Raw genomic sequence first — 18,869 nt, forward strand, 5'->3', positions numbered from 1 at the left:
TTAATAAAAGACGATTGACGGCGCAAAACAACCGATGATATGATCAGCTTATTAAAATAATAAACATCGGTTTATTATAATAAACCATTTGGTTGGAGGCAGGAATGGAAAGAAAATATTGGGTTCCGGCATTGGAGAAAGCAAATGATATTTTGCTGCTGATCAGCGAGCATCCCGCAGAGCTCAAATTGATCGATTTGTCCAAACAGCTGGAGATCAACAAAAGCTCCATGTTTACGCTGCTGAACACAATGGAAGCGCTTCAGTGGGTCGTCCGTGAAAAGGACAGCACTTATTCGTTAGGTTCCAAGCTGGGCGCTTGGGGCAATGCGTTTTTCAAGCAGTTCAGCCTCATTGACCGGTTCCGGAAGGAAGCGGCCGTAACGAAACAGACTCTTCTTGAGACGATTCAGCTTGCTAAACTGGAGCAGCAAGAAGTGTTATACCTCGCCAAAGAGGAAATGCCCTCACCGGTAAGAATTGCTTCAGAGCCGGGCAAGAAGCTGCCCGCCCATGCGACGGCGCTCGGGAAAGCCATGCTGGCGTGGCTCGATCACACGGAATTTGGAGCCCTGTATGCTGAAGAGGCGCTTACGCCGAGCCTTACCCAGCATACGCTGCGCTCCCGGGAAGAGCTGCTCCGGGATCTCGCATCCGTAAGGGAGACCGGCTGTGCGTTTGATAGGGAAGAGGCGGTGATGGGCTTCTGCTGCGTAGCCGCTCCCATCCGAGACGGGGATGGGCGGGTCGTAGCCGCAATCAGCTGCTCCATGTTTAAGCATGAGTGGGAGCAGAAGCGGGAATTGGCCAAACAGGAAATTTGCGCTCTGGCAAAAAGGTTGTCGCAATCCTGAAGCAATAAAGGGGTTGACCTCTACTATTGATGAATGAGGAGTTGAAGGCCATGAGATTGCAGAACAAAATCATACTCATCACCGGTTCCGGTTCAGGGATCGGCAAAGCGACGGCGCGTCTGTTCGCCAAGGAAGGCGCTACGGTTATTGTCAACGATTTGGCGGCGGATAAAGGCCGGGAGACGGCTGATGAGATTACGTCGGAAGGCGGGGCGGCCATCTTCATTCAAGCCGATGTGACCGACCCTGAATCGGTGAAGTCGATGGTGGATGGAGTTATCGCTAAATTCGGCAGGATCGACGTTCTGTTCAACAATGCCGGAGTCAGCGGAGTAGGCGCCATTCACGAGGTAGAGCCGGATGCGTGGGACCGCGTGATCAACATCAATATCCGCGGCGTCTTTTTGCCGAATAAATACGTGATTCCTCACATGATGGAGCAGCAGGGCGGCTCAATCATCAATATGTCCTCCTGCATCGCCGAAATCGGTTTGGCCCGCCGGGCTTCCTATTCGGCAACCAAAGGAGCCGTCCTCGCTTTAACGAAATCGATGCAGGTCGATTACGCCCCATACGGAATCCGCGTAAACGCCTTATTGCCGGGTACGGTGCTTACCCCATTTGTTGAAGATTATTTGCGCACTTCCTATGACGATATGGAAGATGGCTACGCATCGCTCAAAAAAACGCCAGCTCAGCGGCGATCTGCTCCGTCCAGAGGATGTGGCCAAAGCCGCGCTGTTCCTCGCATCGGACGATTCGAAATTCATGATGGGTTCACCTCTTTATATTGACGGCGGTGTCGTCTTTGGCAAAAATGTATAACTCTATTCCCGAATCGGAGGTTATGAAATCTTATGAAGCTACTTACTTTTAACGAAAATGGATTACAGCAGTTAGGCGTTAAAACGGACAGCGGTGTTGTACATATTTTGAAAGCGCTGCAAAAGGTTGAGGCCAAGGACAGCAGCGTGCCGACAACCGTCCACCAGGTTATCGAGGGAGGGGCTGCGGCGTTATCCGCTCTGCAGGCATACGTAAATGCAGTGTTGGCAGCCGGCGAAAGCAGCTGCATCTTGGATGAAGGCAGTTTGACTTACGAGCCATGCGTTCCGAATCCGAACAAAATCATCTGTGTGGGCCTCAACTACCGCAAGCATGCGGAAGAAACGAATGCCCCGATTCCGGCGTATCCGATTTTGTTCAACAAATTCAATAATACGTTGACCGGCAGCGGTCATGATGTTCCCCTTCCGGTTAAAGTGACGAGCAAAGTGGACTATGAAGCGGAGCTGGTTATTGTGATCGGCAAGGAAGCGAAATATGTATCCAAAGAAAATGCGCTCGATTACGTATTCGGATACTGCAATGTCAATGATTTGTCGGCCCGCGATCTGCAAATGCGCACCCATCAATGGCTGCTCGGCAAATCCTGCGACGGATTCAGTCCGCTGGGTCCTTACCTGGTAACAGCTGACGAAGTAGGCAACCCGAATGATTTGTCGATCCGCTGTATCGTGAACGGAGAGGTCCGCCAGGACTCGAACACTTCGGATATGATTTTCCATTGTGATGAAATCGTCAGCTACATCTCCCAGCACATGACGCTTACGCCAGGCGATATTATCCTTACAGGAACTCCGGAAGGGGTCGTGCTCGGCTATCCGGAAGATCAGCAGGTTTATCTGAAAGACGGAGACGTCGTGACGATTGAGATCGAGAAGCTTGGTTCTTTGACGAACCGCATGGTGAATGAGCAAGCCTAACTTCTAAATAAATAGGGGGTGCCCTGAATGACCAAAGCTATCGAAGCCGGCGCCAGCGCGATTGTGATGGATGCCCGGGATCACGTGGCAACCGCGATTAAAGATTTACAGGCGGGAGACCACATCACTTTTATGAAAAAGGATCAAGCCACAGAGCTTGTGCTGCTTGACCCTATTCCTTTCGGGCATAAGGTGGCGATCGAAGATATGCCTGCCGGTACGGAAATCCGCAAATACGGTGAAGTCATTGGCCGGACGACAGCGGACATTTTCGCCGGCCAGCATGTCCATGTGCATAACGTCGAGGGTATCCGCGGCCGCGGCGACCAGGCAAATGCCAAACAAGGAGGAACACAGTGATGACTCACATCATGGGATACAGAAGACCCAATGGCGAGATTGGCATCCGCAATCATCTCTTAATTATTCCTACGGTCATTTGCTCCAATCAAGTAAGCAGCCGGATCATGCAGATGGTGCCGGATACGGTTGCCATCCCGCATCAGCACGGCTGCAGCCAAATCGGTGCCGACAAGGACCGGACCTTTGATGTGCTGGCCGGCACCGGCCGCAATCCGAATGTCGGGGGCGTTATCATCGTCAGTCTCGGCTGCGAGGTTGTTGATCCTCAGGAGCTTGCTGAAGCAATCCGCCCTACGGGCAAGTTCGTCGAGGTCATCGACATTCAAGCGGTGGGCGGTTCCGTCAAAGCGATCCAGCATGGCATCGAGCTGGCCAAGGAAATGCGGGCTAAGCTTGATCAGATGCAGCCGGAGCCGGTGGCGCTGAGCGAGCTGATCATCGGCGTCAAATGCGGCGGTTCGGACGCAACCTCCGGACTTGCATCCAACCCTGCGCTTGGGGCGGCCGCCGACACACTGATCCAGCATGGCGGAGGCGTCGTGATCGGGGAGACGACGGAAATCATTGGCGCCGAACACATTCTGGCTTCCCGCTGCTCGGCACCGGAGACGTCGGAGAAGCTCTACCATATCGTAGACCGGTTCGAAAAAGAAGTAGAACGGATGGGCGCCGATATGCGCGGCGGTAATCCAAGTCCGGGCAACATCGCGGGCGGGTTGACGACGATCGAAGAGAAATCGCTCGGCTGCATCAGCAAATGCGGTACGGCTCCGATCCAAGGCGTGATCGAATATGCGGAGGATATTCCGAAGCATGGCCTGTACTTCATGGATTCCCCGGGGAACGATATCGAATGCGTATCCGGCATGGCTGCCGGCGGCGCGCATCTGGTCTGCTTCACCACCGGCCGTGGAACTCCGACCGGTTCAGCCGTGATCCCGGTCATCAAAATCACGGGGAACAGCCGGATGTTTGAACGTATGTCCGACAACATGGACGTCAATGTCGGTGAAATGCTGGACGGCACGCTCAGCCTGGAGTCTGCGGGCAACCGGATCTGGGAAGAAATTGTGGCGGTTGCAAGCGGCAAGCTGACCAAATCCGAAATATTGGGCCATACCGAGTTCAGTATTAACCGGATTGGACCAAGTTTATAATTCATCCGCCTAACCGGCACAACAAATGAAACCATAGGAGGCTATTGGAAATGGGAAGACTAGCTGACAGAGTGGCTCTGGTGACTGGAGCAAGCCGGGGAATCGGAGAAGCTATCGCCATCCGGCTCGCGGAAGAAGGCGCGCATGTGGCGGTCAATTATACATCGGATCGTTCGCGCCCGCTGGCGGAGAAAGTGAAAGAGCAGGTGGAGGCTCTTGGCGTGAAAGCAATGGTCGTCCAGGCGGACGTAGGCAGCAAACAGCAGGTCGAAGCCATGTTCGAGCAAGTGCGCGGGCAGCTCGGCGAGGTGGAGATTCTCGTCAACAATGCCGGCATCGCCCCGTTTGAGCCGTTTATGCAGGTATCTGAAGAAACGTGGGACCGCACCTATAACACCAATGTTAAATCGATATTTATGGCCTCGCAGCTGGCTGCGAAATCGATGATCGAGAAACGTTACGGCAAAATCATCAACGTGCTTTCAACGGCCAGCCTGCTGGTCACAAGCCCGGTCATTCCGCATTACCAATCGTCCAAAGCGGCTGCCCACATGCTGACCAAAGGGATGGCCATCGAGCTTGGCAAATACAATATCAATGTTAACGCCGTCGGTCCAAGCACCGTAGACACTGACATGTGTACCGACTTTCTGGCTGATCCGGAGATTCGCGCCAAGGAAATCGAAGCCAACCCGATGAAGCGGCTAGGTACTTCCCGGCAGATCGGCGACGCCGTAGTGTTCCTCGCCTCCGAAGAGGCCATGCAGATCAACGGTCATCTGCTGATGGTCGACGGCGGACTTACTGTCAAAGCCGCTCAGCCTGACGACCATATGGAGCACTGATAACGTGAGAGGTGCAGCATGAAAGTATCTTTATTCATCACTTGTCTAAGCGATGCCATCTACCCCCGGGTAGGGGAAGCGATGGTCCGGCTGTTGGTCAAATATGGCGTGCGGTTGGATTTCCCGGACGTGCAGACCTGCTGCGGCCAGCCGGCTTACAACAGCGGGTATTGGGAGGAAGCCAGAAGGGCGGCTAGAACGGTTCTTGATGCGTTTGAGGACAGCGACTTTGTGGTTTCCCCGTCCGGTTCCTGTACTTATATGGTTCATCATTATGCGCATCTGTTTCAAGATGATCCCGTCTACCTGGATAAGGCTTTAAAGCTGCAGGAAAAAACGTACGAATTCACTCAGTTCCTGGTTCACGTTCTTGGAGTCACGGATGTCGGCGCCGTATTTCCGCATAAAGTCACTTACCATCCGTCCTGCCATGGCAGCAGGCTGCTTGGCGTCAAGGATGAGCCGATGAAGCTGTTAAACGGGGTCAGCGGGCTCCAGTTTGTTCCGCTCCCCTTTGCCGAGGATTGCTGCGGATTCGGCGGCACGTTTGCGGTCAAAATGGCGGATATTTCAGGTGCTATGGTCACGGAGAAAGCGGATCACGTAACAGAAACGGAAGCGGAAGTGCTGGTAGGCCTGGATATGGGGTGCCTAATGAACATCGCCGGCAATCTGCGGTACCGGGGGGAGCCTGTTAAGGTCATGCATCTGGCCGAATTGTTATACGAAGGAGTGACCCGGGCATGAACAAGGCGAATCCACCGCTCACAACGGTAAAAGAAAGAGCGGACCTGGCGCTGAATGACGAGTTTCTGCGCAAAGCGGTCCGGTTCACGACTGAAAGGCTGCGCAGCGGCAAAAAAAAACGCCTCCGAAGAACACGGCCGCTGGGACGAATGGCGGGAGCGCGGCAGACAAATCCGGCTGCACACGATTGCCCATTTGGACTATTACTTAAATTTGTTCGCCGATAACGCCCGCGCTAACGGGGTTCATGTCCATTTTGCCGAAACTTCGGCGGAAGCGGTGACAATCGCTTTGGCTATTGCCGAACGGAAGTCTGCAAAGTCCGTGGTGAAATCCAAGTCGATGGTAACCGAAGAGCTGCATTTGAACCATGAGCTGGAGACGATCGGCGTAGAAGCCATTGAGACGGATCTTGGCGAATACATCATTCAGCTTGCAGGCGAAACGCCCTCCCATATTATTATCCCGGCTATTCATAAGAACAGGTATCAAATAGCGGAAATGCTCTCCGAAGTCGCAGGGGAAACGCTGCCGCCGGATACGTCGGTTCTTGCCGGTTTCGTCCGCAAGAAGCTGAGGGAGAAATTCCTTGAGGCTGACATCGGCATGACAGGCTGCAACTTTGCGATTGCGGAGACCGGCTCGATGGTTCTGTTTGAGAATGAAGGCAACGCCCGCATGGTCACAACGGTTCCCAAGACGCAAATCACGTTGATGGGCATGGAGCGCATCCTCCCGTCCTGGTCTGACCTCGAGGTTATGGCCACGTTATTGCCCCGTTCGGCAACCGGTCAGAAGCTGACCGTTTATATGTCGGGGATAACCGGACCAAGAAGAGAACAGGACGCTGACGGACCGGAAGAAATGCATCTTATTATCGTGGATAACGGCCGCTCGCTCCAGCTTGGCGATCCGGAATTCCAGGAACTGCTGAACTGCATCCGCTGCGGCGCTTGTTTGAATGCATGCCCCGTTTACCGGCATATCGGAGGTCATGCCTACGGCGGAACCTACAGCGGTCCGATCGGTGCCGTGCTGACGCCGGCTTTACAGAAGAATGTTGCCGAATGGGATGACATCGCAAGCGCTTCCAGCTTGTGCGGCGCTTGTTACGAAGCTTGCCCGGTTAAAATTCCGCTGCACGATATGCTGGTCTCTTTACGCCGCCGCAAGGTGGAAAGCGGACACGGCCAATCTATGGAATCCGCGGGCATGAAAGGTTTTGGCGCCGTGATGGCCAATTCCAGACGGTTCAAGCTTGTGCTCGGGCTTGGCAAAATGGGACAGAAGCTGGTCGCAAGAAACGGGGAAATCCGGTCGAAGCTGGGTCCCTTGAAAGGCTGGAACAACTACCGGGTTGCGCCGAGTTTGCCGAAGGAGTCCTTCCGGGACCGCTGGGGAACGCTGGAGCGGGAAATCCGTCACGGCCTGCAAGAGCTGGATCCGGCCGTTCGGGCAAGGATGGAAGCCCTCGTGAAGGCAAGAGACAACAGCGAAGGGAGGAAGGCTCCCTAGTAATTGCCGAAGGAAAGAAAGGCAGGAAATCCAGGGAAAGGCAGGGAAAGGAGGACCCTCCATGGCGAAGACTGAGATTACGGAGAATATGGAAAATACAAGGGATACAGAGAATACGGAAAATAAGAAAAACACCCATCAGGAATGGCTGGATCAGCTGAGGAGAGAATCGCTGGCCAAGCAGGAAAAGTTTATGAACGGCATTGCCGGCAAGCTGGGCAGGCCTCGTGTGACCGAGAAGCCGGAGCATCCTTTTCGCGGTGCGCCGGACTTCTGGAACTCGTTTGAATGGCCGATGGAAGAGCGAATCGAAAGGTTTACCGCAAATTTTCAAAGTGCTGGCGGCCATGTGGCCAGATGCCTTACGATGGAAGAAGCCAAAACGTTTATTGCCGATAAAGCGAGAGAAACTAGCGCCAAATATATTATCCGTCAGGATCAGCCGGAGCTTGACGCCCTTGGACTGGAAAACGAGCTCCCTGAAGCAAAGCTTACGGTATGGAATCATGGGCAGGAACCTGCTGAACATGCACAAGAGGAGGACTGGAAAGCACGGGCTGCGGAAGCGGATATGGGGATTGTGCTCGTTGATTATGCTACCGCTTACACAGGCTCGATGACCGTGCTGTCCTCTAAGGCCAAGGGCAGGTCCGTCAGTCTTCTTCCTACGATTTTGATGGCTATTCTTCCTGTGGAGCGGCTTCGCACAAGGCTCGGAGAAACGCTGGTTCATTTTGACCGGGCCGGAAGAGATAATCTGCCTGCGGGGATTCATTTTATTTCGGGTCCCAGCCGTTCGGCCGATATTGAAAATGACCTTACCATCGGGGTTCACGGCCCCGGGATCGTTTATGCCATCCTGGTAGGGTAGGGAAAATGGATGACTAAAACAAAAACAGTACGAATCCAGGAGGGAGTCCCTTGTTAATCGGTATATCCAAGCTGATTTCGCCTGACCTGATTAAAATACTCATGGAAATGGGCCATGGCGACGAAATCGTCCTCGCCGACGCTAATTTCCCTGCAGCAAGCGTGGCGCAAAGGCTGGTCCGGGCTGACGGCCATTCGATTCCGGAGCTGCTGGAGGCCATTCTTCGCCTTTTCCCTCTTGATTCTTACTCTGCAAAACAAGCAGCGCTAATGGAAGTCGTCCCCGGCGATCCGGTGGAGACACCGATTTGGACCGTGTACGAAGATATTATTCATAGGCATTATGGTCAAAACCAGCCGTTCGTCGGTTTCGAAGTGGTAGAGCGATTTGCGTTCTATGAACGGGCTAAAAAGGCCTATGCCATCGTAGCCACGGGGGAATCCGCCCAGTATGCGAATATCATTTTGCGAAAAGGAGTGATTACGGCTCATGCGGATTGATGCGCATCAGCATTATTGGAAGCTGGCCCGAGGGGATTATGATTGGATCACGCCCGATATGCCCGTATTGAACCGTGATTATCTTCCCTCCGATCTGGCGCCTCATCTCAAGCAGCACGGGATGGACGGCTCGATCGTCGTTCAAGCAGCCGCGACAGTAGAGGAATCAGATGATTTGCTGTCGTTAGCCGGTGAAGAGGAATCTATTCTCGGGGTAGTAGGCTGGCTTGATTTACAAGATCCGTCCTACAAGGAAAATCTTGAACGGTTTCGGCGTCATCCCAAATTTGTGGGTATCCGCGTCATGATTCAGGAGATGCCCGATGCCGCGGTGATCCTCCAGGAACCTTTTATCGAGGCCTTTACTTATTTGAGTGAACAGGAGACGCCCGTTGACCTGCTGGTCACCTCGGGCCAGCTGGACTCTCTCGTTCAGCTGATGGATCTAGTGCCGGATTTGCATGGCGTAGTTGATCATCTCGCCAAACCGGACATTGCCAATCAAAGGCTGGAACCGTGGAAAAGCCAAATGAAGCAGATCGCCAGGCATCCGAATGTGTACTGCAAATTATCAGGAATGGTGACCGAAGCTGACCACCTGCAATGGCAGCCGTCTGATTTCACGGCGTATATTCATTCTATTTTGGAGATATTTGGCCCTGACCGGGTGATGTTCGGAAGCGACTGGCCAGTTTGCCTGCTCGCGGCGAGTTATGCACAAGTGTTTGAGCTTTTGAACGACCAGCTGCCGCAAACTTTGTCCGCCGAGCAGAAAGGGAATATTTTTGGCCATAATGCGAGCCGGTTCTACAAGTTGAAAGCGCTGCCTCATACCTGATAGAGGGATGGAAAGGAGGGGAAATAGATCGGAATGGGAAGCAGGATCAGCCGGATGAACGTTACGGAAGAAATCTATAAAATCGTCAAAGAAGATATTTTAACACATAAGCTGCCTGCCGGTGAGAAAGTCAACATCGATCAGCTCGCGCGCACGCTGGAAGTCAGTAACATCCCGATTCGCGAAGCGTTATCCCGGCTGCAGTCGGAAGGTTATTTGCATATGGTCCCTTTCAAAGGGATGTTTGTTAATCTAATGAGCCTTCAGCAATTAAACGAAATATTTGAAATCCGATTACAGCTGGAGCCCCTTGCCGCCGGAAAAGCCGCGTTAACCATTCCTGATGGAAAGCTCGCCCAATTGAGCTCGGCCTTGGATTCCATTCGCACCAATGAAACTGTCCGGGCAAATGACGGTCTGCAGATGATCACGGAAATGAATGATTCCATTCACGGCACGATACTTGAATACTGCGATAATCACAGCCTGCGAACGTTGGTGAACGGTTATATTGAGCAGACTCAAAGATACCTCACGTTTATTGAATTAAATCTGGATGTAGACGACCGGGAAGTGGAATGGGCCGAACATCATGCTATTTTGCAGGAGCTAATCCGGCGGAACGTCAACGGGGCTTCAGCCGCAATGTTCGAACATATCAACCAAGCCAGGCAAAGGGCAAACGTCCATTTCAGGAATACAGGAGGCTAAAACATGCAGCTGCAGGGGAAAGTGGCGATTCTTACAGGCGCCGGCTCCGGAATCGGAGAAACGGCCGCCAAGTTATTTGCTGATCGTGGCGCCCATGTTGTTATAGCGGATTGGAATGAAACCCAAGCCGTCCGCGTCGCTGACGAGATCAATCGAAAGCTGCCGCCAAATGGCCGGGCCTTAGCGGTGAAGACGGATGTTTCTTCGGAGCAGCAGGTGAAACGGCTCGTCCAGCAAACCATTGCCGCTTTCGGCTCTATTGATATTTTGGTTAACAATGCGGCCGTCGTCCTTCCCAAGGAGCTTGAGGACATTTCCGAAGACGAATGGAACCGGACTGTAGACGTTAATTTGAAGAGCGTTTTTCTGATGATTAAACATTGCATACCTGAGCTTAGAAAACATAGAGGAACCATCGTGAACATGGCGTCGCTCAACGGATTGATGGGACAACGCCAAAATCCCGTTTATTCGGCAACAAAAGGCGCGGTCATAGCGATGACTAAAGCGCTTGCGCTGGACTACGCACAGGATGGCGTACGCGTAAACTGTATTTGTCCAGCCGGCGTGTCGACGCCGTTGTTGGAAGAATGGATCAGCCGGCAGCCGGATCCGGCGGAAACGGTTCAGGCGCTTCAGGATATGCACCCGCTGGGCAGAAGCGCAACCCCAGAAGAGGTTGCCAAAGCCGTGTTGTACCTGGCAAGCGATGCTTCCGCTTTCATAACAGGCGTAACCCTTCCCGTTGATGGGGGCGCATCTTTAGGATACTAAATTTAAGCTGCTAAACTTTAGGTTATTAAACGAGATCCACGGAGACTCACGGAGAGCCGGGAATTCATGTGCAAAAAAAATCATACACGATATATGATCATAATCATTTGGAGGTTATAACGGATGAAAATCACTAAAGTGGAAAGCTTTATTTTACATGTACCCTTAAATCCGCCGATCACAGATGCCATCAATTCACCGACCCACTGGGGGCTGCCGGGGGTTCGGATTTTTACGGATGAAGGCATCGTCGGTTACGGCTATACAGGCACATGTGCTTATGGTGACAAGCTCATTACGGATACGATCGATGACTATTACGCGCCGGTTCTGATGGGCAAAGATCCTTTTCAAGTCAAGGAAATCTGGGACGAACTGCGTTTTGGCCAGATGCATTGGATCGGTCGTGCAGGGGTTACCCATATGGCCCTTGCCGCCGTCGATATTGCCTTGTGGGATATCATGTCCAAAGCAGCCAACAAACCGCTGTGGCAGTATCTCGGCGGCCATAAATCCAATGGAATCAAAGCTTATAATACGAACGGCGGCTGGCTGAACTGGACAAAAGAAAGATTGCTGCAGGATATTAGCTCCTATGTGGAAGAAGGGTTTACAGGCGTCAAAATGAAGGTCGGAAAACCGAACACCCAAGAAGATTATGATCGGGTTAAAGCCGTCCGCGAGCTGATCGGCAATGAGATTATTCTCATGATTGACGTAAATCAGCAGTGGAATATCAATACGGCCATGACCTGGGGGAAGAAGCTGGAGGAGTTCGACCTGTTTTGGCTGGAGGAGCCGCTCAACCCCGACGACATTTTGGGGCATAAAAAGCTAGCCGACGAATTAAACGTTCCGATTGCGCTTGGCGAACATGTCTATCATAAATATGCCTTCCGGGATTACATCCATAACGGAGCGGTAGAATACGTGCAGGTCGACTGCACACGTGTCGGCGGCATTACGGAATGGCTCCAAGTAGCCGGCCTTGCAGCGGCTTATGACCTGCCCGTTGTTCCCCACGTGGGAGATATGGGCCAAATCCACCAGCATCTCGTCGGAGCTACACAAAATGCCATTATGCTGGAATACATTCCTTGGATCCGGGACATTTTTGTTGAACCTACAACGGTCAAAAACGGCTATTATGTCCTGCCGGAAATGCCGGGCGCGTCGACCGAGGTAATTCCGCAGTATTTTGAGAAATACCGGGTGAAATAAGACCGCTTAAAAAATACAGTGCCTTCATGCAGCGGGATATGTTACCTTATACTGAGAAAGAAAATTTAGCAAGCGACTTTGGAGGTGGATTTATGAAAGCGCTTTTTATTGGAGGAACCGGAACGATCAGCTCGGCCATTACCCGGCAGCTTATCGACCAAGGATGTGAGTTGTATCTCTTAAACCGCGGTTCCAGGAATGATGAACTCCCGGACGGCGTGAAGACTCTTATTGCCGATATTCAAGATGAAGACAAGGTGGCCAAGCTGATTCAGGATTTGCAGTTTGATGTGGTTGCGGATTTTATCGCTTTTGTGCCAGAGCAGCTGGAACGGGACTACCGGTTGTTTCATGGTAAAACAAAGCAATTCATCTTCATCAGCTCGGCTTCCGCTTATCAGACTCCATTGTCCGATTACCGAATCACCGAGGGCACGCCTTTGTCCAACCCGTTGTGGGAATACTCCAGAAACAAGATTGCCTGTGAAGAATATTTGATGAAGCAATATCGCGAGCAGGGTTTCCCCATTACGATTGTTAGACCAAGCCATACTTATGATGAACGATCCATTCCGCTGGGCGTCCATGGCAGCAAAGGAACGTGGCAGGTTGCCAGACGGATGCTGCATAACAAGCCGGTTATCATTCATGGAGACGGGACTTCCTTATGGACCATGACGCATAACCGGGATTTTGCAAAAGGGTTTATCGGTCTCATGGGCAATATTCATGCCATCGGCGAATCGGTGCACATTACCTCGGATGAATCCGTAACCTGGAATCAAATTTATGAAATTATCGCAAGCAGCCTGGGCGTCAAGCTGCAAGCCGTTCATGTGTCATCCGAATTTCTGGCGGCCTGCAGCACCGAGGATTACCGGGGCGGTTTGCTGGGCGATAAGGCCAATACCGTGGTGTTTGATAACTCCAAGATCAAAAGGCTGGTTCCGGAATTTACAGCCACAATCCGCCTGGATCAAGGAATTAAAGAAACGGTTGATCATATCCTGACCCATCCCGAATACCAAACAGAGGATCCGGAATTTGACGCGTGGTGTGATAAAGTCATTCAAGCTTTGGAGGCTGCTGCAAATACGATCAAAGGTTAAACAAAAAGAAGACAAAGGGACAGGAGGCCTGTCCCTTTTTGCTGTTCAATATTGGCGGCCTGTCTGTCATACAAAAGTGTCGGAAGGCATCCATTGTTAAGTTGGGCCGTAATTCCCTTGCATCTCCTTGCTATATGCAAGGGAATGTCTTATATTGACATTACAGTAGGTCAAAAACAAATGAGGTGAACGGACAAGATGACTCCACGCACGAAGGAACAAAATGAGGAGATTCGGTTGCAGCGTTTGACACAGATTCGTAAAGCCGCTGCTGAAGTTTTTTTGAATAAAGGACCTTTGCTGGAAATCCGCGATGTAGCCGCACAAGCAGGACTTGGTTATGGTACGGTGTACCATTATTACGGCAATAAAGGCGATTTGCTCAACGATTTGCTATGGGACGCACTGGAACGAGCTGAGGAATGGTGGAAGGACCCGTTGAAGAGCAGGCATAAGGCTCAATCAGACGGGAACGCCGGCTTGGCTGTGATCCCAGCTTCAGATACCGGACACAAGGGGGACGGCGATTTTCAAAGAAGAGGCCAGGCTGCGGCCACTGCCGCAAAGCAAAGCCCGGTTGCCGTCGCAGGCATCTGTCTGCTGCAGCTGTGGGCGGAGGACCACGCTCTGTACCTGCTGCATAAACTGGCCGTCGAGGATTTCTCCTGGCTGCCGGAGGCGCGCGCAGCTTTGCTTTCAGCTGCCTTTCGCCGGCAGATTCTCACGCCGCTGGCCATGCTGCTGAGAACCGGGCGCTCGGCGAACGGAACTGCCTCTTCCGGAGGAAATCCGGAGGCGGAGCCGCCGGATTGGCTGCAGTACGCGGAAATGCTGCTGGCCGCCTTGGTCGGCTGTGCTTCGCTTTCGCTCCGCCGTGGAATGCTGCGCGAAGAGGCCAGGGATATCGTTCTGTTATTAAAATTATAGAATGGAGAAACGGAAAAGGAGTGAATAAACAAAAGATGATCCTCTTAAAATCCCCCCGGCAAATTGAAGAGATGAAGCCGGCAAGCCAAATCGTTGCAGACTGCTTCCGTGAAGTGGCCAAACTGATCGAACCAGGAATCACCACCCGGGAAATCAACAACTTTGTGGCCAGACACATCACCAAGCTAGGAGGGAAGCAATTTACGAAAGGTTACAACGGGTTTCCGGCCGAAACCTGCACTTCGGTCAACGATGTCGTGGCCCACGGCATTCCTTCAAACCGGGCACTTAAGGACGGCGACTTGCTGAAGCTGGATATCGTCGCAGAATATGGCGGATGGTTCGGCGATTCTTGCTGGTCTTATGCAGTGGGACAGGTCCAGCCGGAAGTGCAAAAATTAATGAAAATAACAAAGGAATGTCTGGAGCTGGGAATCGCTCAGGCGCTTCCCGGGGGGCGGCTCGGCGACATCACGTCGGCGATTCAGCAGCATGCGGAAGCTAACGGGTTCTCAGTCGTACGCGATCTGCTGGCCCACGGGATTGGACGCAGCCTGCATGAGGAGCCTAATTACGAGCAAATCGGCGTAGCCGGCAAAGGCATCCGGTTAAAGGAAGGCATGGTGTTTACGATTGAACCGATGCTTAACGAAGGCACGTTCCGTATTACGATCGACGATGATCAGTGGACCGCAAGAACAGCTGATGGCAAGCTATCAGCGCAATATGAGCATACGATTGCAATTACGCAGGACGGACCGCTGGTTTTAACGGCCCAATAAAATTTGAAGCGAACGTCCAGAAAAGGTGTTGCCAGGTCATAATAAAGGACTAAGCGCAAATCTAGCAGCATGATCTAACGCTTAGACCGCTCATCTTGTTTATGTTAATATATGGGGCAATAATGCTGTTCATATCAACGGCTGTGAGCGAATATTTCATTCTAATGGAGAAGGAGAACGACTATGAAGATCAATCTATCCGGAAAAACAGCCTTGGTCACGGGAGCGACGGGAGAACTCGGCCGTGTCATCGCTCGTACGCTTGCAGAATGCGGCGCGGATATTGCCTTGCATTACCATAGCAACGAAGCGAAAGCGCTTGAATTGAAGGGTACAATCGAAGCGCTCGGAAGACGTGCCGTTGCTGTCAAAGCCGACATAACGAAGCAGGAGTCGATCCAGGCGCTGAAGCAAACTGTTGAAGCAAGCTTGGGTCATGTAGACATTGTCGTAGCCAATGCGGTTGTGCAGTACCAGTGGACTTCCGTGCTGGAGCAGCCAGCGGAGGACTACACAAGCCAATTCGAGTCCTGCGTTCTGCAGAGCGTTTATCTGGCGAAAGCCTTTATACCGGCCATGATCGAGAAGAAGGGCGGACGGTTCATCGGCATCAATACAGAATGCTCCATGCAGAACTTCCCGGGACAATCGGCTTATGTGGCGGGCAAAAGAGGCATGGACGGCGTTTATCGGGTGCTGGCGAAGGAAGTCGGCGCACATCAGATTACGGTCAATCAGGTGGCACCGGGCTGGACGATCAGTGAACGTGAGCGCACGAATGGCATTGCCGAAAGCGACGATTATATCCAAAACGTGCCGCTCAAGAGACGCGGGACTGACCAGGAGATCGCGAATGCAGTTGTTTTTCTGGCTTCGGACTTAGCCAGCTTCATCACCGGAGCCTATATCCCGGTCAGCGGCGGCAATGTCATGCCGGCGATTTGAGTATTGGGGTTATACTTTGAAAGCTGCATAAATTGCAGCTTTTTTTTTCGTTTTACGATCTTTTAAAGAGCCATCCAAAGGACCGGCCGCTTGAACTGATTCTGCTCCCTGTTCGAACAAACATGTTCACAGAAGAACGGATTGGTTAATGTAAATTTGAACCTATCAGAATATCAGTCATTCGGACAGGAGGTTTCCGGGATGTATCAGGATCTTCAAGGACAGACGGTTGTTATTACGGGTGCCGCAACCGGACTCGGAGAGGCGATGGCACGGCGTTTTGGTCAGGAGAAAGCAAATGTGGTGATCAATTACTTCAGCATTAATCAGGATGTCCAGTCTTTGATTGATGAAATCCATTCGTATGGTGGACAGGCTATCGGCGTACAAGGAGATGTTTCCAAAGAAGCGGACGTGAAGAAGCTGGTGCAGGCGGCGCATCAGCATTTCGGTTCCTTGGATATTATGATCAACAACGCCGGTATCGAAAACGAGGTTCCCTCGCAGGACCTGAGTTTGACAGACTGGCAGCAGGTCATTGATGTAAATTTAACCGGCGCGTTTCTCGGCTGCAGGGAGGCTGTTGACTATATGCTGGAGCACGGGATCAAAGGCCGGATCATCAATATTTCCAGTGTTCATGAAACGATTCCGTGGCCGCATTTTCTGCATTACGCTGCGAGCAAGGGCGGAATCAAGATGATGACCGAGACGCTTGCTCTTGAATTTGCACCTAAGGGAATTCGCGTGAACAGCATTGCCCCTGGAGCGATTAACACGCCTATTAATGCACTTAAATTCGCAAACCCTAAGCTGCGTGCTTCGGTTGAGGAGCTTGTGCCGCTGGGTTACATCGGAAGACCTGAAGAAATTGCAGCGGCTGCTGTATGGCTTGCGTCTTCGGAATCCAGCTATGTTACAGGCATAACCCTGTTTGCAGACGGAGGCATGACCAAATATCCTTCCTTCCAAGGAGGCCGCGGGTAACGGACCACAGAACTCTATGTGAATTCCAATGACCGGACAAGCGGGCTGAACATACCCTTTAAAATTCAAAAGAAAAAAATGCCCCGGCTAGGGGCATTTTTTGATCAGGCACTCAGGCGTTCAGGCACTCAGTCACCGAGGAACATTTTCATATCGTCTTCCACATTCGTAATGCCACCGATGCCAAAGTTCTCTACAAGTACCTTGGCTACGTTAGGCGACAGGAAGGCGGGGAGCGTAGGGCCCAGGTGAATATTTTTGACGCCAAGATACAGCAGGGCCAGCAGCACGATCACCGCTTTTTGCTCATACCAGGCAATGTTATAGGAAATCGGCAGCTCGTTGATGTCCTCAAGGCCGAACACTTCCTTCAGCTTCAAAGCAATGACGGCCAGAGAGTAGGAATCATTGCACTGCCCGGCGTCCAGCACCCGCGGAATGCCGCCGATTTCGCCCAAATCCAGCTTATTGTATTTGTATTTGGCGCACCCGGCAGTCAGGATGACCGTATCCTTAGGAAGCTGAGCTGCAAAATCGGTGTAATAATTGCGGGATTTCATCCGCCCGTCGCAGCCGGCCATGACGAAGAATCGGCGGATGGCGCCCGATTTTACGGCATCCACGACTTGATCGGCCACGTTCATCACGGCAGCATGGGCGAAGCCGCCGATGATCTCGCCGGTTTCAAGCTCCGTTGGGGCCGGGCATTCTTTTGCTTGCTCAATCAGCGCGGAGAAGTCCTTGGCAGCGCCGCTTATTCCTTCCGGAATATGGCGGACGCCCGGAAAACCGGTGTTGCCCGTCGTATAAATGCGGTGCTTATAGCTGTCCTTCGGCGGAACAATGCAGTTGGTCGTCATCAGAATCGGTCCGTTAAAGGCTTCAAATTCGCTGCTCTGCTTCCACCAGGCATTCCCGTAATTGCCTACAAAGTGTTCATATTTCTTAAAGGCCGGATAATAGTGGGCAGGCAGCATTTCGCTGTGCGTATACACGTCCACGCCGGTTCCTTCCGTCTGCTTCAGCAGCTCCTCCAAATCCTTCAGGTCGTGGCCGCTGATCAGAATGCCGGGACGATTTCGAACTCCGATATTCACCTTCGTAATCTCCGGATTTCCGTAAGCAGTGGTGTTCGCCGAGTCCAGCATGGCCATGGCGTTTACGCCGTATTTGCCGGTTTCCATCGTCAAAGCTACCAAATCCTGCACCTCAAGGCTGTCGTCAAGCGTAGCCGCAAGCGCGCGGCGCATAAACCGGTTCAGTTCGTTGTCCTCGTTCTCCAGGTGCAGCGCATGGTACGTATAGGCGGCCATTCCCTTTAAGCCGTAAGTGATCAGCTCGCGCAGGGAGCGGATGTCTTCGTCGCGGGTGGAAAGGACGCCAACGGTGCGTGCTTTTTCATCAAAAGCGGCTTCATGCTCTGCTTCCCAGACGGCAGCGTCGGGGAGATTGACCATTCCCTCCGGATATTGTTCGTTAAAATAAACCCGCACCTCGCCGCGGAGCGCCATCGCTTCCCGAATTCTTCCCACAAACAACTTGCGGTCAAAATTCGCATTCGTAATGGTCGCAAACAAGGAATCCATAATAAACAGCGAGACGCGCTGTTCCAGTTCCTCCGGCAGCCGGACATCCAGACTGAGAAAAGAGATTCCTTTCACCAGATAAATAAGCAAATCCTGCAGGTTCGCCACGTCATGGGGTTTGCCGCAGACCCCGGCAATGGTGCAGCCTGTTCCTTTGGACGCTTCCTGGCATTGAAAGCAGAACATGGACGGCTGATGGTTTAAGGTTTGTTCTGTCGCGTTGTTATTCATCATGTTTCTCCTCCCGGTTTCACTTGTTCATTTAGGCAGTATAGCCCCCCGTCAAAGCCCATTTTGTGATTTCAATCACAATTTATTCAGCTGTGAGAAAGATCACTAACCCCGTTCGTTTCTTCTCTTAAACTGGAGTC

General features: G+C 52.2%; 18 protein-coding genes and 2 pseudogenes. 19 read left to right on the plus strand and 1 reads right to left on the minus strand.

Annotated elements, in window-relative coordinates; translation table 11 throughout:
* Positions 1 to 104 precede the first annotated feature (104 nt).
* The 19 genes and pseudogenes from AWM70_RS07710 to AWM70_RS07800 all read left to right on the plus strand — a co-directional run bounded on the left by AWM70_RS07710 (position 105) and on the right by AWM70_RS07800 (position 16,912).
* Positions 105 to 854, plus strand: a complete 750-nt coding sequence (locus AWM70_RS07710; protein WP_068695204.1) for an IclR family transcriptional regulator — start codon at positions 105 to 107, stop codon at positions 852 to 854.
* 50 nt (positions 855 to 904) lie between these two features.
* A pseudogene (locus tag AWM70_RS07715) lies at positions 905 to 1,679 on the plus strand (SDR family NAD(P)-dependent oxidoreductase).
* A 32-nt stretch (positions 1,680 to 1,711) separates the two neighbouring features.
* Entirely contained in the window at positions 1,712 to 2,620 is a 909-nt protein-coding gene (locus AWM70_RS07720) for a fumarylacetoacetate hydrolase family protein (RefSeq protein WP_068695206.1), read from the plus strand.
* 27 nt (positions 2,621 to 2,647) lie between these two features.
* A complete protein-coding gene (locus AWM70_RS07725; protein ID WP_068695208.1) occupies positions 2,648 to 2,980 on the plus strand; it encodes a UxaA family hydrolase in 333 nt (110 codons plus the stop codon).
* Entirely contained in the window at positions 2,980 to 4,140 is a 1,161-nt protein-coding gene (locus tag AWM70_RS07730) for a UxaA family hydrolase (protein WP_068695210.1), read from the plus strand. Before AWM70_RS07725 ends, AWM70_RS07730 begins: the two co-directional genes overlap by 1 nt.
* A 50-nt stretch (positions 4,141 to 4,190) precedes the next feature.
* Positions 4,191 to 4,985, plus strand: coding sequence for an SDR family NAD(P)-dependent oxidoreductase (locus AWM70_RS07735; RefSeq protein WP_068695212.1), 795 nt, complete (start codon positions 4,191 to 4,193; stop codon positions 4,983 to 4,985).
* A gap of 18 nt (positions 4,986 to 5,003) precedes the next feature.
* Positions 5,004 to 5,732: a (Fe-S)-binding protein gene (locus AWM70_RS07740; protein ID WP_068695214.1), complete on the plus strand. Its 729-nt coding sequence runs from the start codon at positions 5,004 to 5,006 to the stop codon at positions 5,730 to 5,732.
* Positions 5,729 to 7,247 (plus strand): annotated as a pseudogene (locus AWM70_RS07745) (LutB/LldF family L-lactate oxidation iron-sulfur protein). The gene AWM70_RS07740 and the pseudogene AWM70_RS07745 overlap by 4 nt, the downstream one beginning before the upstream one ends.
* A gap of 88 nt (positions 7,248 to 7,335) precedes the next feature.
* Positions 7,336 to 8,118: a LutC/YkgG family protein gene (locus tag AWM70_RS07750; protein WP_068700465.1), complete on the plus strand. Its 783-nt coding sequence runs from the start codon at positions 7,336 to 7,338 to the stop codon at positions 8,116 to 8,118.
* Between the two features lie 50 nt (positions 8,119 to 8,168).
* On the plus strand, positions 8,169 to 8,618 hold the full coding sequence (gene fucU, locus AWM70_RS07755) for an L-fucose mutarotase (protein WP_068695215.1): 450 nt from the start codon (positions 8,169 to 8,171) through the stop codon (positions 8,616 to 8,618).
* Positions 8,608 to 9,456, plus strand: a complete 849-nt coding sequence (locus tag AWM70_RS07760) for an amidohydrolase family protein (RefSeq protein WP_068695217.1) — start codon at positions 8,608 to 8,610, stop codon at positions 9,454 to 9,456. Before fucU ends, AWM70_RS07760 begins: the two co-directional genes overlap by 11 nt.
* A gap of 33 nt (positions 9,457 to 9,489) precedes the next feature.
* Positions 9,490 to 10,167: a GntR family transcriptional regulator gene (locus tag AWM70_RS07765; protein ID WP_068695220.1), complete on the plus strand. Its 678-nt coding sequence runs from the start codon at positions 9,490 to 9,492 to the stop codon at positions 10,165 to 10,167.
* A 3-nt stretch (positions 10,168 to 10,170) separates the two neighbouring features.
* Positions 10,171 to 10,941 carry a meso-2,3-butanediol dehydrogenase gene (gene budC, locus AWM70_RS07770; RefSeq protein WP_068695222.1) on the plus strand — a complete coding sequence of 257 codons (771 nt, stop codon included), beginning with the start codon at positions 10,171 to 10,173 and terminating at the stop codon, positions 10,939 to 10,941.
* 123 nt (positions 10,942 to 11,064) lie between these two features.
* Positions 11,065 to 12,162, plus strand: coding sequence for a mandelate racemase/muconate lactonizing enzyme family protein (locus AWM70_RS07775; protein WP_068695224.1), 1,098 nt, complete (start codon positions 11,065 to 11,067; stop codon positions 12,160 to 12,162).
* Positions 12,163 to 12,254: 92 nt separating this feature from the next.
* Entirely contained in the window at positions 12,255 to 13,271 is a 1,017-nt protein-coding gene (locus AWM70_RS07780; protein WP_068695226.1) for an SDR family oxidoreductase, read from the plus strand.
* 198 nt (positions 13,272 to 13,469) lie between these two features.
* Entirely contained in the window at positions 13,470 to 14,198 is a 729-nt protein-coding gene (locus tag AWM70_RS07785; protein ID WP_068695228.1) for a TetR/AcrR family transcriptional regulator, read from the plus strand.
* Between the two features lie 35 nt (positions 14,199 to 14,233).
* On the plus strand, positions 14,234 to 14,980 hold the full coding sequence (map, locus tag AWM70_RS07790) for a type I methionyl aminopeptidase (protein ID WP_068695229.1): 747 nt from the start codon (positions 14,234 to 14,236) through the stop codon (positions 14,978 to 14,980).
* A 183-nt stretch (positions 14,981 to 15,163) separates the two neighbouring features.
* Positions 15,164 to 15,925 (plus strand): SDR family NAD(P)-dependent oxidoreductase, encoded by a 762-nt coding sequence (locus tag AWM70_RS07795; RefSeq protein ID WP_068695231.1) that lies wholly within the window; start codon positions 15,164 to 15,166, stop codon positions 15,923 to 15,925.
* Positions 15,926 to 16,126: 201 nt separating this feature from the next.
* Positions 16,127 to 16,912, plus strand: a complete 786-nt coding sequence (locus tag AWM70_RS07800; RefSeq protein ID WP_068695233.1) for a glucose-1-dehydrogenase — start codon at positions 16,127 to 16,129, stop codon at positions 16,910 to 16,912.
* A gap of 128 nt (positions 16,913 to 17,040) precedes the next feature.
* Here AWM70_RS07800 and hcp read toward each other — a convergent pair whose 3' ends face one another.
* Positions 17,041 to 18,729 carry a hydroxylamine reductase gene (hcp, locus tag AWM70_RS07805; protein ID WP_068695235.1) on the minus strand — a complete coding sequence of 563 codons (1,689 nt, stop codon included), beginning with the start codon at positions 18,727 to 18,729 and terminating at the stop codon, positions 17,041 to 17,043.
* Positions 18,730 to 18,869: the final 140 nt, after the last annotated feature.

Source organism: Paenibacillus yonginensis (assembly GCF_001685395.1).
In the GTDB taxonomy this organism is placed as follows: Bacteria; Bacillota; Bacilli; order Paenibacillales; family Paenibacillaceae; genus Fontibacillus; species Fontibacillus yonginensis.

Excerpts from the sequence above, each read along its gene's own strand:
- budC (WP_068695222.1), top strand. The coding sequence starts at position 10,171 with ATGCAGCTGCAGGGGAAAGTGGCGATTCTTACAGGCGCCGGCTCCGGA.
- AWM70_RS07740 (WP_068695214.1), top strand. The coding sequence starts at position 5,004 with ATGAAAGTATCTTTATTCATCACTTGTCTAAGCGATGCCATCTACCCC.
- AWM70_RS07765 (WP_068695220.1), top strand. The coding sequence starts at position 9,490 with ATGGGAAGCAGGATCAGCCGGATGAACGTTACGGAAGAAATCTATAAA.
- AWM70_RS07735 (WP_068695212.1), top strand. The coding sequence starts at position 4,191 with ATGGGAAGACTAGCTGACAGAGTGGCTCTGGTGACTGGAGCAAGCCGG.
- AWM70_RS07750 (WP_068700465.1), top strand. The coding sequence starts at position 7,336 with ATGGAAAATACAAGGGATACAGAGAATACGGAAAATAAGAAAAACACC.
- AWM70_RS07730 (WP_068695210.1), top strand. The coding sequence starts at position 2,980 with ATGACTCACATCATGGGATACAGAAGACCCAATGGCGAGATTGGCATC.
- hcp (WP_068695235.1), bottom strand. The coding sequence starts at position 18,729 with ATGAATAACAACGCGACAGAACAAACCTTAAACCATCAGCCGTCCATG.
- AWM70_RS07780 (WP_068695226.1), top strand. The coding sequence starts at position 12,255 with ATGAAAGCGCTTTTTATTGGAGGAACCGGAACGATCAGCTCGGCCATT.
- AWM70_RS07795 (WP_068695231.1), top strand. The coding sequence starts at position 15,164 with ATGAAGATCAATCTATCCGGAAAAACAGCCTTGGTCACGGGAGCGACG.
- AWM70_RS07710 (WP_068695204.1), top strand. The coding sequence starts at position 105 with ATGGAAAGAAAATATTGGGTTCCGGCATTGGAGAAAGCAAATGATATT.
- AWM70_RS07760 (WP_068695217.1), top strand. The coding sequence starts at position 8,608 with ATGCGGATTGATGCGCATCAGCATTATTGGAAGCTGGCCCGAGGGGAT.
- AWM70_RS07800 (WP_068695233.1), top strand. The coding sequence starts at position 16,127 with ATGTATCAGGATCTTCAAGGACAGACGGTTGTTATTACGGGTGCCGCA.
- map (WP_068695229.1), top strand. The coding sequence starts at position 14,234 with ATGATCCTCTTAAAATCCCCCCGGCAAATTGAAGAGATGAAGCCGGCA.
- AWM70_RS07725 (WP_068695208.1), top strand. The coding sequence starts at position 2,648 with ATGACCAAAGCTATCGAAGCCGGCGCCAGCGCGATTGTGATGGATGCC.
- AWM70_RS07785 (WP_068695228.1), top strand. The coding sequence starts at position 13,470 with ATGACTCCACGCACGAAGGAACAAAATGAGGAGATTCGGTTGCAGCGT.
- AWM70_RS07720 (WP_068695206.1), top strand. The coding sequence starts at position 1,712 with ATGAAGCTACTTACTTTTAACGAAAATGGATTACAGCAGTTAGGCGTT.
- AWM70_RS07775 (WP_068695224.1), top strand. The coding sequence starts at position 11,065 with ATGAAAATCACTAAAGTGGAAAGCTTTATTTTACATGTACCCTTAAAT.